11 protein-coding genes are annotated in these 11,548 nt (G+C 48.6%); 6 read left to right on the top strand and 5 right to left on the bottom strand.

Features of this window, described 5'->3' with window-relative positions; all coding sequences use genetic code 11:
- Nucleotides 1-196 precede the first annotated feature (196 nt).
- The 3 genes from EPD17_RS03785 (at nt 197) to EPD17_RS03775 (ending at nt 1,709) form a co-directional block, all read left to right on the top strand.
- Nucleotides 197-988 carry a glucose 1-dehydrogenase gene (locus EPD17_RS03785; RefSeq protein WP_132051903.1) on the top strand — a complete coding sequence of 264 codons (792 nt, stop codon included), beginning with the start codon at nt 197-199 and terminating at the stop codon, nt 986-988.
- 90 nt (nt 989-1,078) lie between these two features.
- Nucleotides 1,079-1,384, top strand: a complete 306-nt coding sequence (locus tag EPD17_RS03780) for a GNAT family N-acetyltransferase (protein WP_132051901.1) — start codon at nt 1,079-1,081, stop codon at nt 1,382-1,384.
- 28 nt (nt 1,385-1,412) lie between these two features.
- Entirely contained in the window at nt 1,413-1,709 is a 297-nt protein-coding gene (locus tag EPD17_RS03775) for a phosphoribosylpyrophosphate synthetase (RefSeq protein WP_132051899.1), read from the top strand.
- 15 nt (nt 1,710-1,724) lie between these two features.
- On the opposite strand, the gene EPD17_RS03770 is transcribed toward EPD17_RS03775, so the two are convergent.
- Nucleotides 1,725-3,308 (bottom strand): glycoside hydrolase, encoded by a 1,584-nt coding sequence (locus EPD17_RS03770; protein WP_132051897.1) that lies wholly within the window; start codon nt 3,306-3,308, stop codon nt 1,725-1,727.
- 135 nt (nt 3,309-3,443) lie between these two features.
- On the opposite strand from EPD17_RS03770, the gene EPD17_RS03765 reads away from it, so the two are divergent.
- The 3 genes from EPD17_RS03765 (at nt 3,444) to EPD17_RS03755 (ending at nt 7,460) form a co-directional block, all read left to right on the top strand.
- Complete coding sequence (locus tag EPD17_RS03765; protein ID WP_132051895.1) at nt 3,444-3,968, top strand: DinB family protein; 525 nt, start codon at nt 3,444-3,446, stop codon at nt 3,966-3,968.
- Between the two features lie 125 nt (nt 3,969-4,093).
- Nucleotides 4,094-6,289 carry a B12-binding domain-containing radical SAM protein gene (locus EPD17_RS03760; RefSeq protein WP_132051893.1) on the top strand — a complete coding sequence of 732 codons (2,196 nt, stop codon included), beginning with the start codon at nt 4,094-4,096 and terminating at the stop codon, nt 6,287-6,289.
- Nucleotides 6,290-6,581: 292 nt separating this feature from the next.
- Complete coding sequence (locus EPD17_RS03755; RefSeq protein ID WP_132051891.1) at nt 6,582-7,460, top strand: DMT family transporter; 879 nt, start codon at nt 6,582-6,584, stop codon at nt 7,458-7,460.
- Nucleotides 7,461-7,578: 118 nt separating this feature from the next.
- Here the strand turns inward: EPD17_RS03755 and EPD17_RS03750 are convergent, their stop codons facing one another.
- The 4 genes from EPD17_RS03750 to EPD17_RS03735 form a co-directional block, all read right to left on the bottom strand.
- Nucleotides 7,579-8,922 (bottom strand): sugar porter family MFS transporter, encoded by a 1,344-nt coding sequence (locus tag EPD17_RS03750; RefSeq protein ID WP_132051889.1) that lies wholly within the window; start codon nt 8,920-8,922, stop codon nt 7,579-7,581.
- A 154-nt stretch (nt 8,923-9,076) separates the two neighbouring features.
- Nucleotides 9,077-10,114 (bottom strand): hypothetical protein, encoded by a 1,038-nt coding sequence (locus EPD17_RS03745; protein WP_132051887.1) that lies wholly within the window; start codon nt 10,112-10,114, stop codon nt 9,077-9,079.
- Between the two features lie 204 nt (nt 10,115-10,318).
- Nucleotides 10,319-10,762: a hypothetical protein gene (locus EPD17_RS03740; RefSeq protein WP_132051885.1), complete on the bottom strand. Its 444-nt coding sequence runs from the start codon at nt 10,760-10,762 to the stop codon at nt 10,319-10,321.
- A gap of 149 nt (nt 10,763-10,911) precedes the next feature.
- Entirely contained in the window at nt 10,912-11,526 is a 615-nt protein-coding gene (locus EPD17_RS03735) for a superoxide dismutase family protein (protein ID WP_132051883.1), read from the bottom strand.
- Nucleotides 11,527-11,548: the final 22 nt, after the last annotated feature.

Below are 11,548 nucleotides of genomic sequence, written 5' to 3'. Positions count from 1 at the left end.
CACAACAAATTGATTATAGTCAATGCAATTTCTTGCCTTTAGGCAACGCATTGCAGGTATGCACCGCAGTAACTTTGCTGTACTAACGACAGATACTGACAACGTGTGTGCTTGCATTTGCCCGTAAATACAACTATTTTGATTTGAGCAAACCTGCAGGGCACTACACTTATTATTCATCTTTAAATAATACATGATGAACAGTTTTGAAAACAAATCCATTATTATTACAGGTGCAGCTATGGGCCTTGGTTTGGCCGCGGCTAAAGATCTGGCCGCCCGTGGTGCCAACCTTACATTGGTTGACTATAACGAAAGCAGTCTTGCAGAAGCAAAGGCTGGCATCACCAAAGATTTTCCCAATGCAAAGATCATCACCATCGTTGCCGATGTGTCGAAGGAAGAAGCGGTAAAAAACTATGTTGATGAAACAGTAAAAGCATTTGGCCGCATTGATGGCCTGTATAATAATGCCGGCATTGAAGGCAGGCAGGCGAGCATTACCGAGTACGATTTAGATGTGTTTAAAAAAGTGATCGACATTAACCTCATGGGTGTGTACTATGGCCTGCGCTATGTGATTCCCGTGATGCAAAAACAAAAATATGGTCGCATTGTAAACGTGGCTTCGGTAGGCGGCATCCGTGGCGTGTTTCACCAAATGCCGTATGTGGCCAGCAAGCATGCCGTATCGGGCATGACGAAGAATGCGGCGCTGGAATATGGCAAGGACGGCATCACCACCAATGCCATTGCGCCAGGCGCCATTCTTACACCGATGGTGGCAGAAGCCTTTAAGCAGGTGAACCCCGAAGACCCTAAACTGGCAGAAACCGAATACGCCAAAGCCAACCCAACCAAGCGATTGGGCCTGCCCGATGAAGTGGCAAAAGTGGTATCGTTCCTATTGAGTGAAGAATGCTCTTATGTAAACGGACAAACCATTGCCATTGATGGCGGCCAATCAAACAGCTATGGCAACGTCTAAAGAAACAGGCAGTGATGAATAGTGCAAGACCGTGCCTGGATGACCAGGTGCGGTTTTGTTTATATGACAACAATCCTTCAAAATAATTTTATGGAACAGGTTCAACTACAGTTAGACGAGCAAGGCAAAGGCAGTTTTTACATTACAGAAAACAACGAGCAGCTGGCACTGATGGAAGTTGGTGTAAACGGCAACACGCTTAGGGCATACCACACCGAAGTGTCGGAAAAGGCGGAAGGCCGCGGCTTTGCAAAAGCGCTGCTACACGCAATGGTGGATCATGCAAGAACGCACCAGTTGCAAGTGGTGCCGCTTTGCCCTTTTGTGCATGCACAATTCAAACGCCACCCCGACATTTATGCCGATGTGTGGCATGCGCCGAAAAGCAAATCGTAATTCGAAAACACACCTACAATAATTAGCCATGAGTAACTACACCACTGTTTCGCAAACGCTGAATGCTTTGAAAAAAGAAGGCTACGACCTTGATTTTAACCTGAAGCAGGATTGCGTGGAATGCAAAGGACTGGAACTGCATCCCGATGAATTTATCATCGACCGGTTTTACCGATTTGAAGGCGCCAGCAACCCCGATGACAATGCCATTGTGTATGCAATTTCCTCTACCAGCGGGCTGAAGGGCACATTGGTTGATGCATATGGCGTGTACGCCGACAGCCTGACGCAGGAAATGATTGAAAAGCTGCGGATAAAACGCTAAGCTAATTTCCGCTCTTTAATTTACCACCACCGTAGTGATGGACCTTGCAGGCAGCACCACATCATTGAGGCTGCGCAACCCACTGCTCCGCATGTTATCTTCACCCACTGCCGTGGTTACATAACGCTGCAGCTTTTTTACCTTCCCGCCATTGGCCAGCTGCACTTGCAGCGGCTGTTCCTTTTCTGTATAATTAATGGCCACTAATACCGTTTGTCCCTTGCCGTTAGTATAGGCGGTAAACATGGTTTGCTGTGCTGCGGCTATATCATCCAGGCCATCGCTGCGCAACACTTGCAGGCGCTGCATGCCGGGCTGCACAAACAAGCTGTAATGCCCCAAGGCCCACAGGTTTTTGGTAACGGCATACGAGCCGTTTACAAAGCCCGAATCGGGTTGCAGCGCAATAAGGTAATAACGGGTATCAAATGCAGCGCTGCCGGGCTCATAAGCATTCCACAAATGCCAAGCAGTGGCGTTGGCTACGGCCAGGTCGGTATGGATGACTTTGGCTAAAAATAAAGCACAGTCCATGGGTGTGCGGCGGCCTCTGGCTCCTTCCCTGAACCCGTCGCCCAGCATGGAGTACTCCGACTGCCAGAAATCAACGCCGTATTTTTTGGCCGTATCGGCAAGCTTTTTCCGAATATTGATGAGGGTGCTGTCGCCGGTATCGGTAAAATAGCTATGGCCCGCCACTACTTTAGGCACGGTGCTCATGTGGGCTAAGCTAAGCGCAGAAGTATCGGTAAAAAATTGCTGTATCTGCCGCGATGCAGCCGTGTTGCCTTCGTATAAAAAGGTAAGCATCGCCGCTTCCGGCGCCGTGATCTTTGTAGTGAGGCGTTTTGCTCTTAACGCACTGTCCAGCCCCTGCACCACGCGGTGTATTTCGCTGTTGGTCCACGGTGTGCCTTCCTGTTTTGCGTTGCCCATTTCGCCGGTCCAATCCCATTGCGGCTCATTTACCGGGCTTACATATTTAAAATGCAGTCCCTGCCGGTCAAAGTGCTGCACCACATCGGCCAGGAAGCCTGCAAATGCGCCATAGCTGTCTGCTTTAAGATTGGCGCGGTAATCTTTTGCCGTTTTAAAACCCAGGCCGTTTTGTGCAAACTGCACCGGCGGCGTGTTGGAAAACAGAATCAGGTTCTCCACACCGTGTTCTTTTGCTTTTTGCAAAAACCAGCGGTATCCTTCCTGTTTGCGCCAGTCGTAACTGCCATCTGCGTTGACAAAACTTTCCACGCGGCGCTGCGGATCGCGGATGCCGCTGGCCACACCCTGCTCTGCGGTGCCACCACCAGCATTAAATCGGAACGCCGATACACCAATGCCCAGCGGATTGCCCTGCGCATCCATCTTTTTGCTAAACAGCAACTCCGCAATGCGCTCCTTTTTTTCGGCGGGCCAATATTTGCCTATTCCTTCCGAATACCAGCAACCCGATACGCCGATGTGTTCGATGGTTTGCGCCGGTTTTTTTGCATCAATAGTAAGCACCAGTTTAGGTATTGCCTCTTGTGCCTGTGCAACACCGGCAAAAAGCAACAGGCTTGTTGGAATGGCCAGCAGAAAACGAAATATGGATGTACGCATAACAAATGTTTTGGCAGCACCTTCTTTTGCTGAAAGCTAAATACAAAGGGCTTGCCTGCCAAACAGCAAGCTATGGATACCGGCAATGTGTCTTTTCATAAACATTATCTTTCTATTCAAAAATATTAACCGGCTATGATGGATGCACTGGAAGATGCACTGATTGAATGGAAGCACGCATTAGCGCAATACAACGATGTGATGTTATTACAAAAGCCTGCAGAAGGGGGCTGGTCGATGGGCCAGCTGTACATGCACCTGATAGATGAAACCTCTTTTTACCTCACGCAGGTTGAAGCATGTTTATGCAGCCTGCAAAATAACGAACAGGAACCCACTGCCGAAGGCAAGGCCATGCTGGCGGCAAATAGTTTTCCGGATATGCGCATTGAAGGCCCGCCAACCAATGCCTTGGTGCAACAACCGGCAGAAAAGGCACAATTGATTACCGCATTTGATAACCTGCTGCAAACGCTGCAAAACCTGAACGCTCAAATCAAGGGAAATACAGGTATTGGTAAAACAACGCATCCCGGTTTGGGTTATCTCAATGCAGGCCAATGGGCACAATTCGCCGCCATGCATTTGCGCCATCACTTGCGGCAAAAGGCGCGAATCGATGCGTTTTTAGCAACACATGCCAACAAGAGGAACCATTAAAAGGTACAATAACTGTTAATATTCTTTTGTGCCTGCTGCTTTATAGCCATTGCACTTGTTATAAAACCAACGCCGGTTGGCACTTGCAGCAACCTTGCAGTACTTTTGCGGCTTAAATCAGCCGTTTGAACCAGCCCGTTTTACTTATTACGCCTCCGTTTACCCAACTCAATACCCCCTACCCGGCCACGGCCTACCTAAAGGGTTTTTTAAACACCAAAGGCATTCCTACGCACCAGGCCGACCTGGGCATTGAAGTAACCTTGGCGCTGTTCAGCAAAGCGGGCCTCACTAAACTTTTTGATCATATTGAACGAGCAAGCGGGCAGCCTTCAGCCAATGCGGCGCGGATGATTGCACTTAAAGAAGATTACATCCACACGGTTGATGAAGTAATCCTGTTTCTGCAAGGCAAACGGCCTACGCTGGCACACCTGATTTGCAAACGTGAGATTTTGCCCGAGGCCGACCGTTTTGCACAACTCCCCGACCTGCAATGGGCCTTTGGCAGCATGGGCATACAGGATATGGCTAAACACCTGGCCACCATGTACCTCGAGGACCTGAGCGACCTGATCAAAGAAACGGTGGACCCGCATTTTGGTTTTAGCCGCTACGCCGAAAGCCTGGCCCGTTCGGCCAACAGCTTTGATACCCTGTATGCCGAATTGCAACAGCCCTACACTTTTACCGATCATATTTTAATAAACCTGCTGCAGCAAAAAATGGAGCGGGTGCAACCGGCCTTGGTGGCGCTTTCGGTGCCCTTTCCGGGCAACCTATACACGGCACTGCGTTGCGGGCAATGGATCAAGCAAAATTATCCGCAGGTAAAAGTGGCTATGGGCGGTGGTTTTGCCAATACCGAACTGCGGTCGCTGAGCGATGCACGGGTATTTGATTTTTTTGATTTCATAACCCTCGACGATGGTGAGGCGCCCATGGAGCAACTGATTGCTTTTGTTAATGGGCAAATTGAGCAGCACGAACTGAAGCGCACCTTTCTGCGCATAGACGGCGCCGTTAGTTATATCAACAACAGGGCTTGCACCGATTACCGGCAGGGCCAGGTGGGTACGCCTGATTACAGCGACCTGTTGCTGGATGGATACATTTCCGCAATTGAAGTGATCAACCCCATGCACAGCCTGTGGAACGATGGCCGCTGGAACAAGCTCACTATGGCGCATGGGTGTTATTGGGGCAAATGCACTTTTTGCGATATTTCGCTGGACTACATTAAAAACTACGAGCCTATTGCGGCCTCGTTGCTGGTGGACCGCATGGAGCAGATGATCGAGCAAACGGGCCAGAACGGTTTTCATTTTGTGGACGAAGCCGCACCGCCGGCCTTGATGAAAGCCATGGCGCTGGAGATCATCCGGCGCAGGTTGGTGGTAAGCTGGTGGGCCAATGTGCGGTTTGAGCGGAGCTTTACCCGCGACCTTTGCCTGCTGCTCAAATCATCGGGTTGTATTGCAGTGAGCGGCGGCCTGGAAGTGGCTTCCGACCGGTTGCTTGGTTTGATCAACAAAGGCATTACGGTGGCACAGGTGGCCCGGGTTTGCCAGCATTTTTCGGAAGCGGGCATTATGGTGCATGCCTACCTGATGTATGGCTTTCCAACGCAAACGGCGCAGGAAACCATCGACTCGCTGGAAATGGTGCGCCAGCTGTTTCAAACCGGTGTGCTGCAGTCGGCATTTTGGCACTTGTTTACCATGACGGCACATAGCCCAGTGGGCCTGAACCCGGAAGCGTATAAAGTAAAAAAAGTAACGGAACTCGTGGGCTCTTTTGCCAACAACGATATTGAGCACATCGACCCCACCGGCGCCGATCACCAAAGCTTTGGATTTGGGTTAAAAAAAGCGCTGCTCAATTATATGCACGGTGCCTGCTTTGATTTTCCACTGCAAAAATGGTTTGATTTTAAAGTGCCCAAAACCGGCGTGCCACCCGATTATATCCGCAGTGCCATCGAGGAACCGGAGATCTCTTCGGGCAAAAACAGCAAGGTGGTTTGGCTGGGCAAACAGCCCCAAACCGAAGCCCTCACCAAATCGAAAAAAGGAGCGCAATGGACGGTATTGTCGCTTACTTTTCAAACAAAGAAAACGGCACTCAGCATCAGCGTGGACCCCGACAAGGGCGCCTGGCTGGCGGGCCTGCTGCCCAGGATCAGCGTGGCCAACCCTGCGCAAATGACACGACAAATGATTGAAGCGGATTATGAAGCTGCAGGCCTCGAAGACTTTGAACTTTTTTGGGATAATAAGCCGGTGAATACCTTGTACAAAGCGGGTTTGCTGCAAGTGTAGTATTTATTAAAACCGGTAGCGGCTTTTCTTTAATGTGTGGTGCTATTAAAAATTTATTTGTAGCCCGCCTTTTATACAAGCTTGTCCCTTTATCTTTTTACTTTTTTGCTTCTGCAAAAAAGTAACAAAAAAACAGGCCCGAAATCAAATGACAGCCTGATTTCGGGTTTGTGCCTTGATTAAGCTTTTGTGCTACTGTGGTAAAGTGCTATATAACTTTACTCACCAAGTGCGCTATTGCTTAGATGACTCAATCGCATAAGACTTTCATCTTTATAAAATCAAACAGCAGTTGATACCCGCTATTTTACTGGCACTGGCCGTGGCGCTGCGCATCTTGTCCAACCCCGTGGCCAACGTGGTGCAGAAGCAACTCACCAACCGCGGCCAACATCCATTGCTGGTTAATTTTCTTACCTACCTGCTGTTGTCGGTTGCCTGCCTGTGCCTGGTTGCAGTAATGGATAAAACAGCATTGCCGCCGGCGTTTTGGTGGTATTCCATTTTGGTGGGCATCGCGGGTGCATTGGGCAATGCTTTTCTGGTAAAGGCACTGCAGGGCGGCGATCTTTCGGTGCTTGGTCCCATCAACGCTTACAAGTCGGTCATAGGCATGATCGTGGGCATTTTTTTGCTGGGCGAAATTCCGGGCTTTTGGGGTGTGCTGGGTGTGGTGCTGATCATTTACGGCAGCTACTTTGTTTTGGATACCACCGAAGAACGGTTTTCGTGGAGCCTGCTGAAAAAGCCGGCCATCCAGTTCCGCATCTGGGCCATGATCCTAACAGCCATCGAAGCGGTGTTCATTAAGAAAGTGATCCTTGCATCATCCGCCACAATTGCGTTTGCCAGCTGGTGTTTTTTTGGCGCCCTATTTTCTTTTTTGCTCCTGCTGCTGTACCAGGTGCAGTTCCGTAATGAAGTAAAAAAAATACAGCCAGCCGACTACCGCAAATACGGGCTGCTGGTGTTGTGCATTGGCACCATGCAGTACACCACCAACTATGTTTTTGACCACATGCCCGTTGGCTATGCACTGTCGCTTTTTCAATTGTCCACGCTGATCAGCGTGTTGCTGGGTTATAAAATTTTTGCAGAGCGGGACATCCGCAAAAAGCTGCTGGGCGCCGCGATTATGATATTGGGTTCAGTCATTATTATTCTGTTGTAAAAACGTTTTGCTTTAAATACAAATGGTCAAAACTGCGATTTGCAACGGTGGCAGTTGGCAGGTTTAAACAAAAGCATTGCTCATAACTGTTGTTTGTAAACTTCTTTTTTTACACCAATCAATGCAACACCAGCGTCCGCTCAATGTTTTCCAGCGAACGGCCTTTTGTTTCGGGCATCAGTTTCCAAACAAACAGGAGCTGCAGCACCATCATGATGGAAAAAAACAGGAATGTATGCCCGCCACCCAACCGTTCGGCCAGCATGGGAAAAGCAAAGGCAATAACAGCAGCCATTACCCAATGCGTGGTGCTGCCTAAAGTTTGCCCTTTGGCCCGTACCTGGTTGGGAAAAATTTCGGAGATAAACACCCAGATAACAGCACCCTGGCTGAACGCAAAAAAAGCAATGTACACCAGCAGGTACACCGTTACGGCCCAGCCATTAAAATCCTGTGTGTAAAATGCCTGCGCCACCAGCCCCAGTGTAGTGATGAGCCCCACCGACCCGATGAGCATTAAAGTTTTGCGGCCAATGCGATCAATGAATTGCAAGGCAATTAATGTAAACAGGAAATTGACCACACCAATACCCACGGTTGACAGCAGGGATGATGAACGACCTAAACCCGTCATTTCAAAAATGCGGGGCGCATAATAAATGATGGCGTTGATGCCCGACACCTGGTTGAACAAGGCAAAAGTGACGGCCAGGAAAATAGGAAATTTATACCTGCGGGAAAACAATTGGTTGCTCCTGTCGCCGGCAACATTGCCCGCTTCCTCGTCGGCCTTGTTGCGCTGGATGCTGGCTACTTCTTCCACATATCCTTCCGGGTTGGCTATTTGTAGAATAGCGGTTGCCTCGGCCACCTTGCCCCTTTTTGAAATCAGCCACCGCGGACTTTCGGGCACCCACTGCAGCAACACCAAAAACAAGAGCGATGGAAAGGCCTGCACGCCCAGCATCCACCGCCAGGCGTTTTCGCCGTTCTGCCCAATGAGGTAATTGGAGAGATACGACACGAGGATACCAAACACAATGTTGAACTGGAACAGGGCCACCAGCCGGCCGCGGCGGTGTGCAGGGGCAATCTCTGAAATATATACCGGCGCCGTAACCGACGATGCGCCAACGCCCAGGCCACCCATAAACCGGAATAAAAGGAACAAATACCAATCGGTAGCAAGTGCAGTGCCCAGTGACGACAACAGGTACAGTGCAGCAATGATCATGAGGGTGGTGCGGCGGCCCAGCCCGTCGGAAGGAATGGAGCCAAACAACGAACCAATGATGGTACCGATCAGGGCAATGGAAACGGTAAGTCCGTGCTGCACCGGGGTAAGCGCCCAGTATTGTTGGATGGCCTGTTCGGCACCGGAAATAACGGCCGTATCAAAGCCAAACAGGAAGCCGCCCAGGGCCACAACAATGCTCCACAAAAAGACTTTTCGCTGATGCATATGGCAAACAAAATTTCACCCAACTTACACAACCCGGCTGAACCATCCCAGCAATGCAGCGAAAAACATGGTAATTGGGAATCATTTGTTACGGAATGAATCTCACGACCACGCTGATACTGTTCGGTGCTGAACGGTTTTGGCCAATGCTTTCTTAGCGATAGGCTTCTTGCCGGCCAAACAACCTTGTTGATTGCAAAATGAAAGGAAAAGAAAAAAACACAAGCCAGATCATCGTATGCCTTGGCAGCAATTGGTATTGATGATTGAGCCAGTAAACAGTACCGGTAAAAGCAATACAAAAAAGTGAATGTCCGATAGATACCTGTTTGTCTGAGTAGCGATTGATATGATCCAGCTTATTCTCTTTTAGCTCTTCTTTGTAATTCCCGTTTTTACTGGGTAAAAAACCAGCCAATAGCAAATAGTTCTGCACTATATAAACCGCTGAAGTACCCAATAAAAAATATTGGATTCCGATGTACAGTCTGTCTGAAAAATATTCTGAACGCTCCATGTCGGCACTGGTAAATACATGTATGATATTGTCGATGGCAAAAGCAAACATGACAACAGTGCTCCACACACTCAATGTAAGCCTGCTTGATCTTGAAAGCTGTATATGTGTTAAGGCATGCACAATTGAGAACAACGCGAAAAACAGCCCTGTGGCCAATAGGGAAAATGCGAACCAGTTTCGATAGTTCATGAATCCATAATCAAATGCCCAATAGATTATTGAAATAGAAAGCAGCAACGTGATTCCTTCTGTAAGTTTAGCTGTAACCCTGTCCTTATGTGCAATTCCAAAAAAAAGTGCAAAGAAAAAAATGAAGAAGTAGGGCCACATTTCAATATGGTTCTCAAAATTATATACCTGTTCACGCCTGCCTGGCAAAAAACTTATCAGGCTAAATAGGTAAGTGCCGGCAAAAATTAAGATGACAAGCTTCCAGTTGTCCGAAACCCGAAAGGTCTCAAACATCAGTCCGGCGATTAGTGCAAGTAAACCAACAGAGAATAATTGCCTATCGCTTATCGACGCACGGTATCCAATGTAAAACGTTAACGTCAGCCCGATCAAGGCTGCAATAATTAGATAGGGCATTAAGTTGTATCCAGCTTTCTTCTTTTTTGCTTTGGTCGCTTTAGGTGCCGGTTTTCTGGGTCGTTTTGGAGATGCAGATTGCATGGAAGAAAATTAAGGCTTGTTAGTTTTGAAATGTGTGCATAAAACCCTGTTCAAAAGCAAAATAGCGACTCTTTATTTTTGTGATGGCCCTAGTAAAATAAAAGACAAGCAATACTCATTTAAATCTAAAGTTTCAGGGCTGGCTCACCATTGGTTGCAAAGGGTGAGTGTTTGGCTAATGCAGGAGGTTTGTGCCTTTTCAACTTAGGACATGTTATTAGGTGCTGCCGACGCCATGACGGCAGCACCTAAATTTATAAGACTCACTAATTCCTTTTTTTCAATCGTTAATGCGGGAAGGCTAACCTGGTGATTAAGTCCACTCTTTAAACGTATCAAAAGAAAAATTGGAACGTAGCCATTTCTCGGCATTCCCTGTTTCAGCATACAATCCTGAATGGCGCTCCATGGTATTTTCAGCCTCTGAGCATTATAATTAATTCGGATCTGGCTTTCATCACTTTCAATAATTGGGAACTTATACCTGTATCTTACGATCACATAAGGAATAGTGACGGTTCCAAGAAACAAAAACCAAAAACCTATGAAAGCAGCGTCGATTAAAAGAGAAATAATACCAAACAATATTAATCCTAATGCAGCTGCAAGCATCCATAGCTTAGAACTTTGGGATTCATAAATTTTCATTTCCATAGTAGGTAAGAGGCGTATCGCTGAGGAACGCGAAGATACACCCCAATTTGCTCCATCCACATTTACAACAGGCAACCACACAATACTCCCCAACAAAAAAGGCTGCCCCGATCCGGAGCAGCCTTTTTTATAAAACAGTTTGATTACATCTTAGTAATCACACCGCAACCCAAACGCGAACCGGCGTTACCGGTGGGCTGGGTTTTATAGTCATCCGCGCCGCCATGTACAATGATGGCCCGGTTGATGATGTTGCGGGTAGTATCGCTGTCGCTGATGCTCCACAGGTCGGTATCCAGTTGCATCGTGCCGCGGCCCGATGCATCGAGGGTTACGTTGCCGATATCACCGCGGTGAAACTGTGCTTCGCCCCATTTGCCGTGTTGCATTTTGGTGGGGTTCCAGTGGCCGTGGGCTTCTTTACCCATATCGCCGCAGCTGCCGTGCTCGTGTATGTGCACCGCTACGGTTTTGTTGGCCATTTTAGGCACCGTGATGTCGAGGTTCATCGATACGCGGCCACCCGACTCTTGAAAGCGCACCGAGCCATTGAGGGCGGTGTCGGGGTGCGTACCGTTCAGGGTAGCCATGGCGCCACCAGCCATGCTGGATGTGTCGGATGGTGCAGTGGCCAGCGCAGAGGTATCGGTAGATACATCGGTACCGGCGGTGTTTTCGCTGTTGCCGCAGGCCGTGAGCAGGCAGGCAGGCAGGGCCAGCAGTGCAATAAATGACTTGGTTACTGATGGAATGTTCATCACTTGGTTTTTTATTTCAGGG

The organism is Pseudocnuella soli (assembly GCF_004347775.1).
Lineage (GTDB): Bacteria > Bacteroidota > Bacteroidia > Chitinophagales > Chitinophagaceae > Flavisolibacter > Flavisolibacter aquaticus.
Note: the sequence above shows the minus strand (reverse complement) of the source record. Positions and strands in the feature narration are given on the sequence as shown.

Bases quoted from the DNA above. Each gene is read 5' to 3' on its own strand.
- EPD17_RS03740 (WP_132051885.1), bottom strand. From the start codon at position 10,762: ATGAAAATTTATGAATCCCAAAGTTCTAAGCTATGGATGCTTGCAGCT.
- EPD17_RS03770 (WP_132051897.1), bottom strand. From the start codon at position 3,308: ATGCGTACATCCATATTTCGTTTTCTGCTGGCCATTCCAACAAGCCTG.
- EPD17_RS03745 (WP_132051887.1), bottom strand. From the start codon at position 10,114: ATGCAATCTGCATCTCCAAAACGACCCAGAAAACCGGCACCTAAAGCG.
- EPD17_RS03775 (WP_132051899.1), top strand. From the start codon at position 1,413: ATGAGTAACTACACCACTGTTTCGCAAACGCTGAATGCTTTGAAAAAA.
- EPD17_RS03780 (WP_132051901.1), top strand. From the start codon at position 1,079: ATGGAACAGGTTCAACTACAGTTAGACGAGCAAGGCAAAGGCAGTTTT.
- EPD17_RS03750 (WP_132051889.1), bottom strand. From the start codon at position 8,922: ATGCATCAGCGAAAAGTCTTTTTGTGGAGCATTGTTGTGGCCCTGGGC.
- EPD17_RS03735 (WP_132051883.1), bottom strand. From the start codon at position 11,526: ATGAACATTCCATCAGTAACCAAGTCATTTATTGCACTGCTGGCCCTG.
- EPD17_RS03785 (WP_132051903.1), top strand. From the start codon at position 197: ATGAACAGTTTTGAAAACAAATCCATTATTATTACAGGTGCAGCTATG.
- EPD17_RS03765 (WP_132051895.1), top strand. From the start codon at position 3,444: ATGATGGATGCACTGGAAGATGCACTGATTGAATGGAAGCACGCATTA.